General features: G+C 56.9%; 15 protein-coding genes. 6 read left to right on the top strand and 9 right to left on the bottom strand.

The annotated features are described in order from the left end of the window. The coding region (locus HY298_10680) for a DNA adenine methylase (GenBank protein MBI3850720.1) at positions 1–566 on the bottom strand (566 nt) is incomplete at its 3' end. Positions 567–703: 137 nt separating this feature from the next. On the opposite strand from HY298_10680, the gene HY298_10675 reads away from it, so the two are divergent. Together HY298_10675 and HY298_10670 are read left to right on the top strand one after the other, a co-directional pair. Continuing rightward, complete coding sequence (locus HY298_10675; protein ID MBI3850719.1) at positions 704–2,086, top strand: hypothetical protein; 1,383 nt, start codon at positions 704–706, stop codon at positions 2,084–2,086. A 162-nt stretch (positions 2,087–2,248) separates the two neighbouring features. Next, entirely contained in the window at positions 2,249–3,988 is a 1,740-nt protein-coding gene (locus HY298_10670) for a DEAD/DEAH box helicase (GenBank protein MBI3850718.1), read from the top strand. On the opposite strand, the gene HY298_10665 is transcribed toward HY298_10670, so the two are convergent. Next, a complete protein-coding gene (locus HY298_10665; GenBank protein MBI3850717.1) occupies positions 3,975–4,283 on the bottom strand; it encodes a hypothetical protein in 309 nt (102 codons plus the stop codon). The genes HY298_10670 and HY298_10665 overlap by 14 nt on opposite strands. A gap of 9 nt (positions 4,284–4,292) precedes the next feature. Here HY298_10665 and HY298_10660 point away from each other — a divergent pair, with 9 nt between their 5' ends. Continuing rightward, complete coding sequence (locus tag HY298_10660; GenBank protein MBI3850716.1) at positions 4,293–4,922, top strand: DUF3883 domain-containing protein; 630 nt, start codon at positions 4,293–4,295, stop codon at positions 4,920–4,922. Between the two features lie 256 nt (positions 4,923–5,178). Here the strand turns inward: HY298_10660 and HY298_10655 are convergent, their stop codons facing one another. The 3 genes from HY298_10655 to HY298_10645 all read right to left on the bottom strand — a co-directional run bounded on the left by HY298_10655 (position 5,179) and on the right by HY298_10645 (position 8,205). Further along, entirely contained in the window at positions 5,179–5,595 is a 417-nt protein-coding gene (locus HY298_10655; GenBank protein MBI3850715.1) for an acyl-CoA thioesterase, read from the bottom strand. Positions 5,596–5,887: 292 nt separating this feature from the next. Next, positions 5,888–7,171 carry a hypothetical protein gene (locus HY298_10650; protein ID MBI3850714.1) on the bottom strand — a complete coding sequence of 428 codons (1,284 nt, stop codon included), beginning with the start codon at positions 7,169–7,171 and terminating at the stop codon, positions 5,888–5,890. A gap of 89 nt (positions 7,172–7,260) precedes the next feature. Continuing rightward, entirely contained in the window at positions 7,261–8,205 is a 945-nt protein-coding gene (locus HY298_10645; protein ID MBI3850713.1) for a sugar phosphate isomerase/epimerase, read from the bottom strand. A 189-nt stretch (positions 8,206–8,394) separates the two neighbouring features. Here HY298_10645 and efp point away from each other — a divergent pair, with 189 nt between their 5' ends. Then, a complete protein-coding gene (efp, locus tag HY298_10640) occupies positions 8,395–8,952 on the top strand; it encodes an elongation factor P (protein ID MBI3850712.1) in 558 nt (185 codons plus the stop codon). A 126-nt stretch (positions 8,953–9,078) separates the two neighbouring features. On the opposite strand, the gene HY298_10635 is transcribed toward efp, so the two are convergent. Further along, positions 9,079–10,128 (bottom strand): carbohydrate kinase family protein, encoded by a 1,050-nt coding sequence (locus HY298_10635; protein MBI3850711.1) that lies wholly within the window; start codon positions 10,126–10,128, stop codon positions 9,079–9,081. A 222-nt stretch (positions 10,129–10,350) separates the two neighbouring features. Between HY298_10635 and ptsP the strand changes: the two genes are divergently transcribed. Together ptsP and HY298_10625 are read left to right on the top strand one after the other, a co-directional pair. After that, the gene (gene ptsP, locus HY298_10630; protein ID MBI3850710.1) at positions 10,351–12,123 is read left to right on the top strand and encodes a phosphoenolpyruvate--protein phosphotransferase; all 1,773 of its coding nucleotides are present in this window, start codon (positions 10,351–10,353) and stop codon (positions 12,121–12,123) included. Between the two features lie 116 nt (positions 12,124–12,239). Further along, positions 12,240–12,986, top strand: coding sequence for a nucleotidyltransferase family protein (locus HY298_10625; protein MBI3850709.1), 747 nt, complete (start codon positions 12,240–12,242; stop codon positions 12,984–12,986). Positions 12,987–13,762: 776 nt separating this feature from the next. On the opposite strand, the gene HY298_10620 is transcribed toward HY298_10625, so the two are convergent. The 3 genes from HY298_10620 to HY298_10610 all read right to left on the bottom strand — a co-directional run bounded on the left by HY298_10620 (position 13,763) and on the right by HY298_10610 (position 19,861). Beyond that, on the bottom strand, positions 13,763–17,380 hold the full coding sequence (locus HY298_10620) for a PAS domain S-box protein (protein MBI3850708.1): 3,618 nt from the start codon (positions 17,378–17,380) through the stop codon (positions 13,763–13,765). 219 nt (positions 17,381–17,599) lie between these two features. Continuing rightward, entirely contained in the window at positions 17,600–18,412 is an 813-nt protein-coding gene (locus tag HY298_10615; GenBank protein ID MBI3850707.1) for a response regulator, read from the bottom strand. A 174-nt stretch (positions 18,413–18,586) separates the two neighbouring features. Further along, positions 18,587–19,861, bottom strand: coding sequence for a response regulator (locus tag HY298_10610; GenBank protein ID MBI3850706.1), 1,275 nt, complete (start codon positions 19,859–19,861; stop codon positions 18,587–18,589). Positions 19,862–20,011 lie beyond the last annotated feature (150 nt).

Below are 20,011 nucleotides of genomic sequence, written 5' to 3'. Positions count from 1 at the left end.
TCTGCCAAATATGGTGGGTCTAAATAAACCAGCGTGGCTGGCCGGTGCAGATATTGTTCCAGCAACTCTTTGGCATCCTTGTTCTCGACCCGGACGCTACGCAATCGTTCAACAGCTTTGGAAATCCTCTCGGGCAAATTATACCAGCGATTTACCCGCGCTTCGCGTCCGGCGCGGGTGTAAGAATCAGAATACGAAAATCCGCCGCGTTCTTCTCCAAAAACACCATTGATAGCCATCATGGAAGAAACCAAAAAGCGTCGCGCCCGTTCGAGGTCGCTCGGCTTTGATTGCGGGATTCTTGCGCGGTGTAATTCTTCGCGGGCATACGGCGTCAGGGCAATGAGCCGACAAAGTCGCTTTTCATTTTTTCGGAGTTGCGCAAAAAAATTTACGATTTCCTTGTCGAGATCATTGATGACTTCGATGGGCGCAGGGGGCTTGGCCAAGGTAAGCGCCGCAGAGCCGCAAAACATTTCCACCCACGCATGATGCGGCGGCAGGTGGCTGCACAGTTCGACTGCGAGACGCTTTTTCGATCCAAAATATCCAAATGCTGTGCTCATGTGACGCGATTGAATTCTAAAGCAAAAAGGGTTGTAAACACACGAAACTTTTCAATAGTGTATTCAAAGAGTCGGCAGAGTCCGCTTGCATTCTGGCACTGTCCGGCAAAAGTGGATCAACAGAACCCAGATGCGTTATGAAAAAACTCACAACTGACGCTACGAGAGAAATCATTAGCGACTTGGCGAAGGAAATTAAGCGGCGGGCGCACCTTGGGCCTAAGCCCACCAAGACGGTGATTGATTTTCGTACCGACCGCGCGTCCGGGCGTGAGCGTGACGTTTATTTCGTCCCGGTTGAGTTGCTCCTTTATCGCAAGGACAATGGCCGAATCGCGAGCGACGTTGTGAGCCACGAGCGGAATCACGGAAAAATCGTTGAGGCCAGCGAGGGGGGACAGGCGATTCTGCGAAAATTTCTTGAAGATAAGGACAGGGAAAAAACGGAAGAACTCAAACGGTCCATCGCCCATGATGACCAACGGGAGGCAGCAATCATTACCTGCGATGGATTTCTGATTAACGGCAACCGGCGCAAGATGGTTTTCGAGATGTTGAAGCTCGAAAAGATGAAGGTTGTCATACTCCCCGGAGAAGACGATACCGGAGAGGGCGGCTCGCCGACGTTAAAGGAGATCGAGCAGATTGAAAACCGCTACCAACTCCAGAGCGACGGCAAAGCCGAATACTACGCGTTCGACAGGGCACTTTCGATGCAGCGCAAAATCCGTTGTGGAATGAGTTTAGAAGAACAACTCAAAGACGATCCGCAATACGCCCATCTTGAAAAACGCGATTTTGATCGCGCCGTCGAAAAGGCAAAAACCGAATATCTCGGCCCGTTGGAGTGCATTGATCGCTACCTTGACAAGCTGAACCGCGAGAAACTTTACAGCACGGTCTCAACTGGATTGGGCGACCCCGAAGGTCGTTGGCAAGCGTTTTTGGATTACTACCAATTCGTCTATAAAAAACTGAAAGACGCCAATGAGCGATTGAAGCTGAAATTGCGTGAGGACGAAGTCGGCAAAGTCGAAGATGTCGCATTCAAACTGATTCGCAAACGAGACTTCAGCAAGATCAGCGCAAAAGTCCACAAGCTGATGCGTGACCTGCCGGACATGCTGGAGAACGCAGACGCGAAGCGTGAGCTTTTCAAAATCAATCAAATCTCTTTGGACTTGCCGAAAGAAAAGCGCCTCGACGCCAACGGCAATGAACATGACGAGCGCACGGTTGACAAACTGTGGGGCGGGGAAACCGAGCAACAGATTCTCCGCCACCTTGCCACGGCGCGCACGCTTCAAACGCAAAAATCGGAACTGGAAACACCGTTGCATTTGCTCGAAGTTGCGCTGGCAAAGCTCACGCACAAGGACATGGACGCCAGCGCGGTGAACGCTCTCGAATATGAGCGCGCGATGAAACTGACCCAAGAAATTCAGCGTGAAGCTAACAGCTTGGAGCACGAGTTTTTCAAACTGAAGAAGGAGCGAGACAAGCTGAAAACGAAAAAATAACCATTCGTGACGATTGAGACTTCATCATCCGGCCTCGTCATTACTGATTCAGAAAATTCCCTTTCTTCGGTTCATGCAAGCCAGCTCCAGTTTTGGGGGTTTCAAAAATCCGCAGACCCGCCGCACCACTTCCACCTAACCGTTGCAGATCGCCGGCAGGCTTTGGGAAAGCTCATAGCGTATTTCGACGGCGAACGATTGCCATACACGCTTGACCCGAATTGCAGAGTTCAAGCCGAGCAACTGCGATCGGAACTTACGCAGCTTGTTCGCGTCAGAGAAGCGGGAAAGTCCATCAAGACCGGCAAGTTTAACTCAAAGCGCTTCGCAGAGTTTTCGGCAGGATTGCAAGGCCAGGTGAAACGCACGCTGAAAGAACACCAACTGCGGGCGGCATATCATTTATACCTCACTCAAAACGGAGCTAATTTTTCCGTGCCGGGTAGCGGCAAAACATCGGTGGTGTTGGCGGTGTATGAGATGCTTCGCAGTGAGCGCAAGGTTAATGGCCTGTTTGTGGTAGGACCTGCCGCGTGTTTTGGCCCGTGGCGCACTGAATTTTTTGAAACGCTCGGAAGAAAACCGCAAATGGTTGTGCTTGCAGGCGGAGAAAAACTTTCCCGGAAAGCCGAATACTTCAAACCAAACGAACACTTGCCGGAGCTTTTCCTCTCGACGTTCCAAACTCTGACGAACGACCAAGCGGAAGTGAAGCTGCTGTTTAAGCGCCCCGGCATGAATCTCTTTCTTGTGGTGGACGAGGCGCATTACATCAAGCAAGTCGGCGGCAACTGGTCGTCTGCAGCGATTGATCTGGCTCGCTCCGCCAAATATCGGTGCATCCTGACCGGAACACCATGTCCGCACAGCTTTGCCGACTTGTTCAACCTTTTTGATTTTCTCTGGCCGACCAACGACCCTATCGGCTCTGACAATCGCATAAGGATTCAGCGAGCAGAGCAGGACGGGGAAATCGAAACTGTGCAACAACTGCTCAAGAAAACTGTTGGGCCGATGTTTTATCGCGTGACCAAAGCTGATCTTGGGCTGACTCGTCCAATCTTCCATCCGCCAATCATCACGCCGCTGAATGAGCATGAGCAGTTCGTTTACGACGCAATCACGCTGCGGATTCGGAACAGCGCAAGGTTTGATTACTCGAAAAACGCCGACGTGCTAACGAGGTTGCGCCGCGCTCGAATCCTTCGTCTGCGTCAGTGCAGCGCATACGTTGGTTTGCTGACAAAACCGCTCGACGATTGCGATGTGAATGTGGCCAAAGCGAGCGAGCTTTACGAAATCATCCGCACCTACGACCAACGGGAAACTCCGGCAAAACTTGTGCAGTTGGGAAAACTCATCTCGCAGATTCTTGGCCGCAAAGAAAAAGTTGTGGTGTGGTGCAACTTCATTGGCGCGCTGAAGCTAATCCAAAAGCACTTTCAAAAATTAAAGGTGAACTGCGAGTTGCTTTACGGTGAAACGCCCGTTGAACAAACGTCCGTCGAGCAAGGCGAGACGCGGGAGAGATTGATTAACCGATTCAAAGACACGGCGAGCGGTTTGAACGTGTTGATTGCCAACCCCGGTGCGTGTGCTGAATCCATTTCACTTCACAAAACTTGCCACCACGCAATTTACTACGACCTGTCATACAACTGCGCGCAATACTTGCAGTCCTTGGATCGAATCCATCGCGTTGGCGGTTCTGAAACACAGGAAGCTCACTACTATTTCCTTCAAAACAAGAACGCGATTGACCGCGATGTAATGGACAACCTTGACCGCAAAGTTCAAAAAATGTTTGGCGTGCTGGATGACAAACTCCCGCAACCCGATTCGGTAGGTGATGAAAACCAAGAAGAACTCAAAGCATACGAGCGCCTTTTCACGTCAGATTGACGAGCACTTCCACCAGATTTCGTTCCGCGAAATCAAAATCCTGTGGATGATTCTGCGCGATCTGTCGGCGACGCGACTCGATTTTGTCCGGGCGAGATTTATGCAGGACGCTTTGCACTTTTCCGATGTCATGGACTTTCTCAAACAACTTGGTGTTTTGAGAGTGACCGGAGGACAGGTCAGCAGAAAGGAAAGCCTTGGCAAGACCGACGATGAAATGAAATCCGGCTTGGCCCAGCGACTTTTTGAGCGGACCACGCCCTATCAACTGCACGCCAATGAATTCGTCGGGCATTTCAAAAGCGTGGACGGAAGTTTTGAAATTGTGATGGATTCGGAAAAGCGGCGACGGTTCAGCGGCGTTCGCAACCTGCTTCTGGATTTGGAATTTCTGGAACAAGATGCCGACAGGCCGCGCTATGGGATTTCCCCACAACATCTCGCAGAGTTTCTTGAGGCCAGGAGTAAGTCGCCCACAAGCCCGATTGAACTTCAGAGGATTCTTCGCGCGCGTGAAAAGCTGGGGCGCGAAGCCGAGCTTGAAGTTTTGAAATTCGAGGCGGCAAGACTGCGGAATCGCCCCGGCTTGGCGAGACGAATCAAACATGTCGCGGCTGAAAATGTCGGTGCTGGTTATGATATTTTGAGCTTCACGGAATCCACAACCAGCGCTGGCTTCTCCGACAGGCTCATCGAAGTGAAAGCCGTGTCCCTGATTGATTTCAAGTTTTATTGGTCGAGAAACGAAATTGAAGCAGCGCGAGTTCACGGCTCAAACTATTTTCTCTATCTCGTTCCTGTCTCCAAAAAAGGATTCGATATGCAGAAACTCAAAATTATTCAGAACCCATTTAAACGACTGTATTCAGATAGGGAATCGTGGCTTCGTCAGGAGGAGCTTGTTTCATTCTCCGCGTTACGCCCCGGCGTCTAAATCCGCAAACGGAAAACCAGGCGCTCTGGCAAGCGGCAGGTTTGGGACACCTAGCAAATATCGGTCTTTCAATTCTGTTGCCGTATTATTCCCTAAACGTAAACGTAAACGTGTCAGTCAATGGTATTGCTACATTATTTACAAAGCTGGCCTTGATTCGATTCACGCTGCGGAGTTTATTCATGCGGATGGTCACCTTTACTTTTTGTTTTAAAAACCTGACAAGCTTCCCGCGACATAAGCAAACTCAAAGCAACTAGATGGCATACTTGGCGACAATCGCCTCAGGAATGTTTTCGGCCCGGCCCGTCTGGAGTTTCACCATGGTGTAAAGAAAATACCCGTCGCAACAGCGCTTGCCGTTTTTCTTCCGGTCAATCTCAAAGCACACCTTCACGCCGTCCTTTACAAACTCCTCGACCCACGTGCGCACGATGAAATGCTCGCCCAAGCCGAGCTGGCGTTTGAACTCCAAGTGCGCAGTCCGAACATACCAACCCAGACCCGCCGACATGAATTCTTCCATCGACATCTTGTAGCAGCGCGCCATCTGATCGAAGCGTGCCGCCAGCACGTAATCGAAGTAACGGCTGGCGTGGACGTGGCGGTTCATGTCCATGTCGTCCGGACGCACCTGGAGCTCGGTCTCAAACTTGGAACGGCCGAGGATCATGTCAGTACCAGGCGATGGGGAACATAGTTTGAAGTAAATGATCTGAACCGATTGAGTCGAGGCTCACTGTTCACGCGGCCTCCAGTCAAGCGAGCCTCCGAACACACCCCTGTCCCCTCCCAGGAGGGGAGCAGCGCAAGGTGGATTGTTCCCCTCCTGGGAGGGGTCAGGGGTGGGTGGATCTGAAGCAGTCTCGTGGAAAGTGTGTTCGCAGTACGACAGAGCGGAATTAGTTTGCTGGCGGTCCGGCCCATTTGTTTCACAGCGCTTTCAGACCTGGCGAAGCTCGCCATCAATTGGATTTCTCGGCCTTGGCCAGCGGCGTCGGAGCGGGACATTCATTCACGAATTTCAGCGCCTCGTCGATGTAATGCTCGCCAGTCATCTCCCCCAGACACGTGCGCGAAACGTATTCGTAACGTTTGAAACTGCTCCAATCCTCCTTGGTCAGAATGTAGCCAAAGGCATCGTTCGTCAGACCGAACAGCAGGTTCTTCTCACCGTGCATTTTGCGTTTCAAATAATAGCCGATGTTGGGAAGCGCCTCGCCGGGAATGGTGAGGATTTGCGCGTCGCCCACATTGACGACATTCAACTGCGTCGTGACCTTGCCGGGTTCGCCTCCAGGCATTCCGCTGGGCGATGCTTTCATGATGGCCCGCAGCAGTGGTGAATCCACCGGGAAACTGATCTTCTTCGCGGCGCAAAAAAGTTTGGGTGAAGACTGCACGGGCGCTTCTTGAATGATGCGCATGGCTTCGTCCGCCAGCAGTTGGCCGATGCGCAGGCATTCGCTCCAGGTCCGCGTGTCGCCCTTGCCGTCAGCGCTGCGATTGTCCGCGGTGACCATGCCGCCCTGGGCGCTGTTCATAAAAATGCTCGTGCCGCAGCCAAGTTCCTTGATGCGATCATGAAGTGGGCCGACCAAGTCGGGACTACAGATGCCCACGCCCGGACCGAGCACTTCCGGGTGAACAGCGTAATTGACCAGGGTGGCGAAGGGTTTGCCGGAAGCGTCGAGCGCCTGAATCACATTGCAGCGCGGGTCGTAGAGTTGAGGCGCATAATAGTTGTAGGCGATTTTCCCCTTCGCTTCGCCGGTCGCGATCTTGAGGCTGGCGGGCTGCAATTTACTCACGGCTTCGTTGACCGCATCCGCCATCTGCGTGACGACGAAGTCCAAGTATTTTGGATCGGACGCCGTGCCGCCCTTGCCGTCGGGAAAACCGTAGCAATCCGGCGCGCTGTGGCAGTGCGTCGCGCCGATCAGGATGTTTTCCGGCGGGATGTCTTTGACTTTGGCGCGGACTCTATTTCCGAGTGTCGAAGGGAAACCCAGGAAATCGCCGCTGACGATGGCGACGCGCGTGCCGCCCTCTTCAAAGACGAGTGCCCGCACCGACAAATCGCCCTCCTTCTTGGTGACGCGACTGCCGGGACCAATGCCACCCGAGACGGGCAGCAGCGGATCGGGAGTCACGACGCGAACGGCGATGCCGGCACGGAAATCCGCAGCGGGAGCGGCAACCGACAGGAACGCGAGAACAGTGGCGAGCGAAAGCAATCTTGGTTTCATATCAAATCAAAACGTTTGGCCGATGATGACGATTACAAGTAAGTCAAATTTATTCGCCCCAAGCAAGCGTGTGATTTGCCCGCGCAGCTTCAACTGCCGAGCAGCGTCCGCAACTTTTTCAGAACGCCCGGCACGGCGCGCCACGGATCTTCAGCCGCTTCGTATTCGAGCGTCACGTAGCCCTGGTAGTTGGCGTCACGCAGAATTTGAATCACGCGCGGCAGATCGGCCGGCTCCGGTGACTTGCCACGTTTTTGGATTTCCACTTTCAACTGGACATTGACGGCATACGGCGCGCAACGAGCGAGATCACCATAAGGATCGTCCGTGATAAAATTCCCGGTGTCGAGGTTGACACCAAACCACGGGCTTTTCATGGCTTTGACCAGTCCAAGGATCGCGTCCGCTTCGGCCACGATGCCGCCGTGATTTTCCAGGCCGAGGAAAATCCCCTTGCTGCCGGCGTATTCACAACAATCCTCCATCGCTTCAAGAAACAGACTCGCGGTCTCGGCTGGGCTGGTCTTTCCGGCCTCGCCGGCAAAGACACGAATATGCGAGGTGCCAAGTGTCTGGGCGTAATCAATCCATTTCTTCACGTAGGCGATCTGTTCGTCGCGCTTTTTGGCCTTTGGCAAAGTGAACGTGTTTCCCACGGCGGAGCCGCTGATCGGCACACCGCGCAAAAATGCGTGCCGTTTGACCTGGATGAGAAATTCCTGAGTGACAACTGGCGGAAAATAGTAACTGGTCAGTTCCGCGCCCACGCCGTGCTCCGAGCAAAAATCGATGAAATCAAACAGCGTGATGCGTTTGGCCAAATCGATGTTCTTGTCACGGGCATGACTCACATCAACGAAGTAATCGCGAAACGAATAGGCGGCCAGACCGGGCAACAGCCGCGCCGAACCGCGGCGGTTGAACGGTTCGATGGCGACAGCCGGATTCAAGCCCGACAAACCAACCCCCGCCAGCATCAGGCTGTTGCGCAGGGATTGCTTCAGAAAAGTTCGGCGATTGGTCAAGTTGCGCATAGGATCTGGCCGTCAGCATAGAAGCCGGGGGACAATTAAGAAACAGATTTTTCCGCCGTAATCCTGGGTTTCTATTCGGCGTCTCTGTTTTCAAAACTCAGGACTTGCCAACTAGCCGCTGCAATGGCTACTTTCCACGTTCCGCTGTCCTGGAAAACGGAGGACAGTGGGCAAATAAATCGAAATTTTATGGCAACCGCAAACGATCTACGCAAAGGCATGGCGATCAATTACAATGGCGACATCGCCGTCGTTCTGGACAGTCAACACCGCACACCCGGCAACCTCCGCGCCTTCGTGCAGGCATCCATCCGCAGCATTCGCACCGGCAAATCATCCGACGTGCGCTTCAGCTCGACCGAGAAAATCGAGGTCGTGCCGATGATTGTGCGCAAGATGGAATTCAGCTACAAGGATGGGGAGGACTACGTCTTTTCCGACCCGGCTACTTATGAAACCGTCACGGTCACACCGGAAATTGTCGGTGATGCCAAAAATTTTCTGGTGGAAAATGCGTCCGTCACAATGACGTTTGTGGAGGACAAGGCGGTGTCGATCGAACTCCCCTCCAGTGTGGTGCTGAAGGTGAGCGACGCGCCCGAAGGCGTTCGTGGTGATTCCGCCAACAACGTGCAGAAGACCATCATCCTGGAAACCGGCATCACGGTTCAGGCGCCGCTGTTCATCAAGACCGGCGAGAAGATCAAAGTGGACACCCGCACGGGCAAGTATATGGAGCGGGCTTGAAGCCCGTAGCCGCCGACGTAAGGAGGCGGAACTACCTCGATTTGCTCGTTGGAAAGTCCGCCTCCTCACGTCGGCGGCTACAGTTTCCGCGCACATTCTCAGAAGACCACTTCTCCATCACGCTCTTCACTCTCCCCGTTCGAGTTTTGGTCGAAAGCCGTACTTTTTGGCGAGCGCGAGAGCGGCGCTCAATGATTTGACACCCGCCGTGCAGGTTGGGTCGGACAACGAAGCCGCCGCGGCGCAAACGCCAGTCAACAGGCAGCGCGCCAGGTCCCAGTCTTCATGCAAACCCAGCAGCACGCCGGCGCAAAAGGCGTCTCCGGCGCCCGCGGTACCACCGATGTATTTCTCCGGCAGCTTCAACGACGATTGCCAGACATCATCCCCTTTGCGCGTCCGGGCAAAACCACCTTCGGGAAAATGTACGACGACGAGTTCGCGCACACCCTGTTGCAACAATGCCCCGGCGGCATGACGCAGCGCGACGGTATCCAGTCGCCCATCCGGTTGACGAATTCTGAAGCCGGCGGTTTTGCCCGCTTCGATTTCGTTCAGGATGCAATAGTCCACGTGCTTGAGCGCCGGGAAGACGATTCGGGCGAAGCGGTCGCTGTCTTCGCTGACGACATCGACGCTGGTTTTCATTCCGGCGGCCTGCGCCGAGGCCAGCAGGCGCGCGGCTTTGGTGCCGAAGGTGGCATCCGGTTCGTCGAGCGCGTCGAGCAACAGCAGATAACCCAGATGAAAAATCCGCGCCTTGATTTTTTTGAAATCCAAATCGTCACCGCGCCAAAGGGCGTTGGCGCCGCGGGCGTGAAAAAATGTCCGTCGCCCGCCGCCTTGCTCGGTCATCACGTCGGTGTACGAGGTGGGCGCCTTGGTTGTGATGCCGAGATGGCGGGTGTCGATTTTATGCCGGCGGCAATCCTCAAGGATGAACTGGCCGAGGGCGTCCTTGCCCACCAGGCCGGCGGCAAAGAGCGGAAACGACGACTCGAACCGCGCCAGGTCGATCAACACATTGTAGGGTGCGCCGCCGGTGCCTTGTGATTGGCCACGGATGTTGGCGAGCTGTTCCGGCTGTGGGTAAACGTCGATCAGCTTGACCTGATCAATGATCCAGTTGCCGCCACACAGAATGCCCGACCGCGCGCTGGAAGTTTTGTTTTTCATATTGGCAAACGCCCGGCGCCCGCTCCGGTCGCGGGGCAGGGACGTGATTGAACTGGCGCGAGCATGATGAAAACCAAGGAAACCGGCAACAAGTGAATCGAAACCACGCCTGTCATGGCAAGCGTTTTTTGATGCAAGAGGGGACAAACCTCCGGTCCTCAGGTCGGTTTTGCCAGCCAAGAATTTCTTTCCATCCCCCCGGCGTCCGGTTAGTAATTGTTCATGCCAGAGCCTGCACACAAGGGAGAAAAGATATTCCGGGGCATCCCCGTTTCGGCGGGCGTCTGCCAGGGGAAAATCCTTGTGCTCGGCAAATCCCACGCCACGGTGACGCAACGCCAACTGGCCGACTCGGAATTGCCAGAGGAATTGAACCGTCTTGAACGGGCGCTCTCCCAAACGCGGCAGGAAATTCTGGAAGTGCAGCACAAGGTCAGCACCGAGATGAAAGCGGAGGACGGTGGTATCTTTGACGCACATCTGCTGGTGCTGGAAGACCGTACGCTCCTGGACGAAGTCATCCGGATGATTCAGGAGCAGAAGGTCAACGTCGAACATGCCTTTCATACAGTGGCGGAGCGTTACGCCACTACGCTCGCCGCAGTTCAAGATGATTATCTGCGGGAACGCGCGACCGACATGCGCGATGTCACTGAGCGTGTGCTGAATAATCTGCTGGGGCGGACGGAGCGCATCGACCTGAAGCATCTCAAGGAGCCGTGCATCATTATCAGCCACAATCTTACGCCGTCCACCACGGCGCAGTTGGACAAGCAAAAAGTCCTGGGCTTCGCCACCGACATTGGCGGGAAGACCTCGCACACCGCCATCATGGCCCGTTCCATGCGCATTCCGGCCGTCGCCGGTTTGAAACAGGCCAGCCAGGACCTGGAAACCGGCGAGTACGCGTTGCTCGACGGCTACAACGGCGTCGTCATCATCAACCCCACCGAGCAATCCCTCTTCGAGTATGGCAAACTCATCCGCAAGCAGGTCACTTTGGAAGAACACCTGCGCGACACGTTGGACAAACCGGCGGTGACGCTCGACGGTCACCGCGTCATCCTCTCCGCCAACGTGGAACAGGCGTCCGATACGGAAGCCGTCCGGAAAAACGGGGCGGAAGGCGTCGGGTTGTTTCGCACGGAATATCTTTTTATCAACCGTGAAACCGCGCCGACCGAGGAGGAACAATATCAATCCTACCGCCAGGTGGCCGCGGCACTGAAACCGCACCCGACCGTCATTCGCACGCTCGACCTGGGCGGCGACAAATTTCTTTCCGTGTCCGAAGCGCCGACGGAGACGAACCCCTTTCTCGGCTGGCGCTCGATTCGTTTATGTCTGCAGGAACGGGACGTTTTCCGCAACCAACTGCGCGCCATCCTCCGCGCCAGTGTCGAAGGCAACGTCAAGTTGATGTATCCGATGATCTCCGGGCTGGAGGAATTGAACCAAGCCAACTCCCTCGTCGAGGAATACAAGGCTGAGTTGCGCAAAGAGAATATCCCGTTCGACGACGCGCTGGAAATTGGCGCGATGATTGAGACGCCGTCCGCCGCGATGGTGGCGGACTCGCTGGCCAAACGCCTGAAGTTTTTCAGCATCGGCACGAATGATTTGATTCAATACACGATCGCGGTTGATCGGCAGAATGAAAAAATCGCCCATCTCTTCGAGCCGACGCATCCGGCGATCATCCGGCTCATCAAGATGACGGTCGAAGCCGCGCACAAGAACAATATCTGGGTGGGCGTCTGCGGCGAGATGGCGGGCGACCCGGTGCTGGTGCCCTTGTTGCTCGGCCTGGGGGTGGATGAATTGAGCGCCACGCCGCCGCTGGTGCCGCAGGTCAAGTTCATCATCCGCCGTTTGAAGATGGATGAAGCGCGCGCGCTGGCGGAGTTCGCCTTGAAATGCGAATCCGCCACGGAAATCCTGGCGCATTCGCAGGAGTTGGCCCGCCGCATTGCGCCCAGCTTGTTTGAAAAATGAGGATCAACCGTAGCCGCCGACGTGAGGAGGCGGATTTTTGCGCAGTGAGCTTCCGCCTTCTCACGCCGGCGGCTACAATGATTCAACGATTTTAACGACTCAACGCTCCAACGAACATGAAACTCATCATTCTCGCCGCCGGTTATGCCACGCGGCTCTATCCGCTGACACTTACGCAGCCCAAACCACTGCTGCCGGTCGCCGGCAAACCGATGGTCGATCACGTGCTCGACAACCTGGCGCCGATCGGCGGGATTGATCGCGTGTACGTCGTCACCAACGCAAAATTCGCCGGTCATTTCCAAAAGTGGGCCGACAGTTATCGTACCGCTAAACTTAATTTCACCATCGTCAATGACGGCTCGACCGATGACACCAACCGGCTCGGTGCCATCGGAGATTTGAATCTCGTCCTCACCCGCGAGCAGGTGGACGACGACATCATCGTCGTGGCCGGGGACAATCTATTCAGCGAACGGCTGGACGGCTTCGGCAGATTGTGTCGCGAGAAAAACGCGCCGGTGCTCGGCGTCTATGATGTCGGCAGTCTGGAACAGGCCAGGAAATACGGTGTCGTCAATCTGGATGGCGATGGGAAGATCAGTTCGTTTGTGGAAAAACCGCCGCAGCCGACCAGCACGCTTATTGGCATCGCACTTTATTTTTATCCACGAGCGACGCTGCCGCTCATCAAGCAATACCTCGCGGAAGGGAACAATCCCGATCAACCGGGGCGTCTCGTGCAATGGCTTTATCCGCGCCAACCGGTTTACACCTGGGCCGTGCCCGGCTTATGGTACGACATCGGCTCGAAAGAGACGCTGGAAGAAGCAAACCTGATTTTTGCGGGCAAAGGACGTTGACGACGTGGCCTTAAAGTCAAGGCCTTGAGGAATTCGTCCCTTCGCGTAGTGCTGCATCCCGCGCCAACCAAACCTCCGCCAAATGACGCGCATAACATCAATTGCCGGTGATGGTCGGTAAAACCAGTCAAGCACTTCTTTCCATGAGCGTGCCGGAATCGTCTCCCAAACTTTGTCGCATATGCGACAAAGTTTGGGAGCGTCGGGTGCATCGCCACGATGCGCGATATCGACACCGTAGGGGCTTTCCATGAACCGGCCCAAACACCCCTGCAACCTCTTGTTTCATCTGCAACAAAAGGTTGTCTTGCATGGTCCATGGTGCCGATGAACGATTATCAGAACGTGAAAACTGTGCCTGCAGTTTGTCGAAATTGTCTCCCAAACTTTGTCGCATATACGACAGAGTTTGGGAGGGCCGGATTCATCGCCACGATGCGCGGCAAGCTGGACGTGGAGGCTCCACATGAACCTGCTGGCAACCCACCCACCCCTGATCCCTCCCAGGAGGGGAACAATCCACCGTGCGCCGCTCCCCTCCTGGGAGGGATCAGGGGTGGGTTCAGGGGTTCAATGCGCGGAATCTTCTTTCGGGGAATTCTCACCCCGTGCCTCCCCATCGGATGGAAAGAGGGTGGCCGCCGGCCGGGTGAGGGGCGGGGTTTTCATTCCATAGATCTTTACACAGGATTGGTATAAGTCACGCGCGCCAGTGCGTGTGGCGAGAACTTTCTGATGAAACTGTGGAAACCGAAAGCTGGCACGCGCTGACAGTTTCATTTCTGAAAAACTGTCTTCAGCGCCTCCACGAGCTTGTCCTGCGTGAAGGGCTTGTCGAGCACCGCGTTGACGCCCAGTTGCTTGAACTGGTTCGCCTCCCGTTCGTCCAACCGCCCGCTCGCAACGATGATGCCGGCCTGGGGGAAGCGGCCTTTCAACACCCGCACAAAGGCGAGACCGTCCATGCCGGGCATGTGCAGGTCGGTAATCACCGCGCGCAGTTGCCCCTGTTGTTCCGTCACCTGAAGCAGCGCGCTGGTGCCGTCGGGCGCGGAGAGCACCTTGAAATTCAACTTGGTCAGCACGGCGCGCAGGACGTTGCGCACGGTGACCTCGTCATCCACCACGAGGATCGTCTCGCCGTGGCCACGAAAGGTCGTTTCGATTTTGGTCAGCAAGGAGGTGTCACCCTTACCGTAACCGTAGGCCGGCAGATAGACGGCGAAGGTCGAGCCTTGTCCGGGGGTCGAGTAAACCTGGACGAAGCCGCCATGGCTCTTGACGATGCCGATCACGGTGGACAGTCCGAGGCCCGTGCCCTTGTCTGGCCCCTTGGTGCTGAAGAATGGCTCGAAGATGTGTTCCTGAATCTCCGGCGGGATGCCGGTGCCGGTGTCCGTGACCCGCCACACGACATAGTGGCCGGGCTTGGCCTGCAGGATGGTGCCGGCCTGGACCGCGTCCAACTCCAGGTTTTCCGCTTTCAGGGTCAGCGTGCCGCCCTCGGGCATGGCGTCGCGGGCATTGACGCAGAGGTTGAGCAACACTTGAAGGAGTTGCGTGGCATCGCCCAGGATGGTCCGGAGGTCCTTCGCGTAATCGGCCCGCAGTTCGAGGTTCTTGGGGAAGGTGCTCCGGATCAGTTTCTCCATCTCCTTGAGCAGATGCTTCGGCTGGACGAGGAGGCGTTCGCCCTCGACGCCTTTGGCGAAGGTGAGGAGTTGTTTCACCATGTCCGCCCCGCGCTTGGCGCTGGATTGAATGAGTTCGAGATAACTGGTCGCCGTGTCCGGGAACTCCAGCCGTAACAATTCGGTGGCCATGAGGATGGGCGCGAGCGCGTTGTTGAGGTCATGCGCCACCCCGCCGGCCAGCGTGCCGATGCTCTCCAGTCGCTGCGTGCGCAGCATCTGGGCCTCCAGTTGCTTCTTTTCGGTGATGTCCCAGGCGATGCCCTGCACGCCGATGATCTGGCCGGCGGCGGCGCGCAGCGGGGTCTTGACGACGTTGACGATGATCTTCTTGCCGTTCGCCTGCCGATGTTCCTCCTCCCCTTCGAAGGACTGGCCGGTCTGGATTACGCGTTGATCGTCCTGTTGATATTTCGCCGCGAGTTCCGCCGGGCAGAAATCGAGATCGGTCTTGCCGAGGATTTCCGCCAGGGGCTTGCCCAGGCTCTTGCAAAACAGGCCGTTGCCGAACGTGAACCGGCCCGCCCGGTCCTTCCGAAAGACGTGCTGCGGCAGGTGCTCCACCAGCGAATGGTACAGGGTCTCGGACTCGCGGAGATGCTGTTCGGCCTGCCGGCGCTCGGTGATGTCGCGGGCGATGAACTGCACGGCCGCTTTCCCGCCGAACGTGATGGGTGTGGCGATGACTTCCACGGGCAGCGTCGTTCCATCCAGGCGCAGGTAGCGGACTTCGGCCGGGTACATGCCCGTCTCTCCCGCCAGCCGGCGGCGGATGCGGTCCAATGCGGCCGGGAGATCGTCGGGATGGATGATCTGCTCGTTTTTCCGGTCCAGCAATTCCTCTTTGCTCTTGGCGCCCAACTGGCGCGCGCCGGTGGCATTGATAAAGATGAGTTTGTCGTCCTGATAAATCCCGATCGCATCCGGAGACTCCTCCACCAGCGAACGATAGCGGTCTTCGCTTTCACGCAACGCCGCCTCCGCCCGCTTGCGCTCGGTGATGTCGCGAACCACAGCGACGGCGTAGTCTCGATCAAGCCGTACATATTTTATGCTGACTTCCACCGGGAACGTCGAACCGTCCTTCCGCCGGTGGCTGCCTTCCCTGCGCAGGACGCCTGATTTCCGAAGCTCCTCCACGACCCTTGGGAATGCGGCTGGGTCAACCGTGGGATCGAGATCAAAAACACTGAGCGCCAGAAATTCCTCGCGACTGTAGCCAAGCGCCAGATGACCCTTCTCATTAACATCGAGAAACCGGCCCGTTTGCGGATCCACGACTTCAATGGTGTCATTGGACTGATCCACCAGTGCGCGAAACAGTTTGAGGGCTTCCTCCGCCCGCTGGCGCTTCGCTTCCTGCTGACTCATTTCCAGCGCGAAGCCAATGTCCATCGCCAGTTCATCGAGCAGGCGCATTTCCGCGTCGTCGAAAAAGCCGGGTTCGCTCGCGTAGAGGTTGAAGGTGCCGACCTTTTCGCCGCCCACCGTCAGCGGCAACACCGCCAGGGCGCGGTAGCCCAGCTGCCGGGCGTCTGCCTGCCACGGAGTCAGGCGTGGGTCGTGTTCGAGGTCGTTGCAAACGACATGGGTGCCATCGCGCAACGCGGTGGCAGTCGGGCCGCGTCCGTGCGGATCGTCGCCGAGGACGACCTTCAGCTTCTCCAGATAGCCGTCGGTCACGCCCGCGTGGGCCACCGGCTTCAGTGACTTTCGGGTTGAATCCACCAAGCCGATCCACGCCAGGCGAAACCCGCCTTGCTCGACCGCGATGCGGCAAGCCGCTTCAAACATCTTTTGCGGTTCGCGAACATGCACGATGGTATGATTGAAGTCGCTCAAAACGGCATAGACCCGGTTGAGGTGCTGAATGTGAATCTCCGCCTGCTTGCGCTCGGTCACGTCGTGCATGATGCCGATGAAATGGGTGATCGCACCGTTGGAACGGACGGGTGTGATGGTGTGTTCGTCGTAAAAGAGGCGGCCGTCCTTGCGGCGGTTGATGAATTCGCCGCGCCAGGTCTGGCCCGAGAGAATCGTCTGCCACAGGTCTTTGTAAAACGCCTGACCGTGCTGGCCGGACTTGAGCACGCGCGGGGTTTTACCGAGGACTTCCTCCGCCGTGTAGCCGGTCAGCGTGGTGAAGGCGGGATTGGCCCAGAGAATCGCGCCGGCTCGGTCGGTGATGATGATGGCATTGGCCGCGACTTCCAACGCGGTGGCATGGAGAGCCAGTTCGACGTTTTTCTGCTCCAGCTTGCGCACCAGCCGCTCGCTGTATTCCTTCAACACGTCGGTCTCCTCGAGCGACACGGACGGCCTGGGCGCGCGCCGAGCGCCGCCGTTGGTGACCTCGTGCAAGGCGGCCAGAATCACCGCCACCGAAGCCGGCTTCCGCACGTATTTGTCCGCGCCCAAATCCAGGCACAACTTCTCGTCGCCCGGCGACGTATAAGTGGCGGTGTAAAAGATGAAAGGAATCTCGCGCAACTGTTTGCTCCGGCGCACCTCGAAGCAAAGCCGGTAGCCGTCCATCTTCGGCATGAGGATGTCGGAAATGATGGCGTCAATCTTCTCGCGGTCCAGCACGGCGAGCGCCTCCCAGCCGTCGGCGGCTTCGAAGGCGGTGAACTTTTCAGCTTCCAATTGCGCGCGCAGCAGTTTGCGGTTCTGCGCAATGTCGTCAACGATGAGAATGTTCATGGTAGATTTTGGATTTGCGATTTGCGATTTGCGATTGCGCGGGGAGCGCACCCGCCTCGGGTGCAGCCAACGACGCCCTCGTCGTTGGCACCGGGTGGCGTGCGGAGTCGGTGGTCGTGAGTCACGCGCAGAATGTTCGTCGCGAGGGCGCGACGAACGACACGCGAGGCGCGTGTGCTCCCGCGCGCCGCGCGGTGCTGAGCTGCAATGTCAAACTGATCACTCATTGGATTGCTTCTCCTCGGCCCTCATCTGCTCCAACTCCGGTTTGACAATCCGCTCCAGGCAGTCCGGACAGACGCCGTGGGTGAAAGAGGCATTCGTATGGCGGCTGACGTACCGCTCCAGCTTATGCCAGTATTCCTGCCCATCGCGGATTTTCTTGCAGTAGCAACAGATGGGCAGCAGGCCGGAGAGTTCCTTGACGTTGGCGAGCGTCGCGGTCAACTCGCGGTTCGTCTGGCGGAGGGCCAGGGTGCGTTGCTCGACGCGCTGTTCCAGCGTTTCGTTGGCTTCCACAAGTTTGGCGTACGCCTTGTGCAATTCGGTCATGACCTCTTCGAGTTCGGTGTTTTTTTTCTCCAACTTTTGGACCAGGGCCTCGCTGTATTGCTTCATGATGAAGCTGGTGTCGGAGTTGTCCTGCCGGGCCGGTTTGGCCGCGGCCGATTTCTGCACGGCCTCCTGCAAAGCCGCCAGCAGGACCGGAGCGGAAACGGGTTTCGTGAGATACTTGTCCGCGCCGACCAACTCCGATAATTTCTGGTCCGTCTGGGAGGTGTAGGTGCTCGTGTAATGAATAAACGGCAGCGCTCTGAACTTGTCGCTGCGCCGGAGTTCATAACAGAGGCGGTAGCCGTCCATGTTGGGCATCAGGATGTCGGAAATGACGGCGTCGATCGGTTGGCGCGCCACCAGGTGCAGGGCGTCGACCCCGTCCGCGGCCTCCAGCACGACATGGGCTTCGGTCTCGAGGACAGCGCGCAGCAGCTCGCGGTTGGTAACATTGTCATCAACGATGAGAATGTTCATGGGATTTTAGATTTGCGATTTGCGATTGCGCGGGGAGCGCACCCGCCTCGGGTGCAGCCAACGACGCCCTCGTCGTTGGCAGTCGTGAGTCACGCGCAGAATGTTCGTCGCGAGGGCGCGACGAACGACACGCGAGGCGCGTGTGCTCCCCCGAAGTAAGTTGGTCCAGAATTTTCACAGGGTAAAATAGAAAGTGGCGCCTTCGCCGGGCTTGCCTTCCGCCCAGATAAGCCCGCCGTGGCGGGCTATGATGCGTTGTACCGTCGCCAGCCCGGTGCCGTTGCCGTGAAATTCGGACCCGCTACGCAGTCGCTGGAAGGGGTTGAATAGTTTGTCCGCGTGGGTCGTGTCGAAACCGGCGCCGTTGTCGCGCACGAAGAAGATCGGAATGTTGGCGTGTTGGCGTCTTGGTATTTTGGTATTTTGGGTTGGACTCGCCTCTCCGTCATGCGACATCTCCACCAGTCCAAATTCGATGCGCGCTTGCGCGCGCTTGGCAGTGAACTTCCAGGCGTTGCCCAGGAGATTCGCCAGCATGGCCCGCAGAAGCATCCTGTCGCCGCGGGCGACAAGGTGCGGCGCAACCCGAAACTCGGCCGCGTGCTCCGGCTGCGAGCGGCGCAGTTCGGCGACGATCTCGGCCGCCAGGTCGCTGAGGTTGACGGGCCGCGCAACCATTTCCAGGAAACCGACGTGGGCCAGATTCAGCAGGCCCTCAATGACCTGGCGCATGCGTTGCACATGTTCTTCAACCCGTCGGAGATATTGTCGGCCGCTGGTTGGAAGCTGGTCGCTGCACTCCTCCTGCAATGCCCGGCAGAAACCGTCAATCGCCCGCAGCGGCGATTGCAAATCATGGGCCACGCAACGGCGGAAGGCTTCCAGTTCCTGGTTCGCGCCTGCCAGTTGCGCGGTGTGTTCGCGGACGCGTTGTTCGAGTTCCTCGTTGGCTTGGCGCAGGGTTTCCCTGGTTTTTTCCAATTCGATATTTCTTTCTTCGAGCTGGGCCACGAGCCGCTCGCTGTATTGCTTCATCAACGCCAGTTCCGGGCGCGGTTTGACTTTTCGCGGCTCATCATATTTATCTTCGTGGGTCAGGTCGTAGAGCGCGTCGAGCATGGCGGTGAGGGAGGCGGGTTTGCGGATGAATTTGTCCGCGCCAAGGTCCAGCGCGAGCTTTTCATCAGCCGGTGAGTGGTAAGTGCTGGTATAGACGAGGAAGGGGAGCAGTTTCAACTTGTCGCTGCGCCGCAATTCATGACAAAGCCGGTAGCCGTCCATGTTCGGCATGAGGATGTCAGAAATGATGGCGTCAATCTTCTCGCGGTCCAGCACGTTGAGCGCCTCGACGCCATCGGCGGCTTCGAAGGCGGTGAACTTTTCAGATTCCAATTGCGCGCGGAGCAGATTGCGGTTGGTGGCACTGTCGTCAGCGATGAGAATGTTCATGGGATTTTGGATTTTAGGGTTGCGATTGGCCATTGCGCGGGGAGCGCACCCGCCTCGGGTGCAGCCAACGACGCCCTCGTCGTTGGCACCGGGTGGCGTGCGGAGTCGGTGGTCGTGAGTCACGCGCAGAATGTTCGTCGCGAGGGCGCG

This window comes from Verrucomicrobiota bacterium (assembly GCA_016200005.1).
Classification (GTDB): Bacteria; Verrucomicrobiota; Verrucomicrobiia; order Limisphaerales; family PALSA-1396; genus PALSA-1396.
This window is presented reverse-complemented; position numbering and strand designations above follow the sequence as displayed.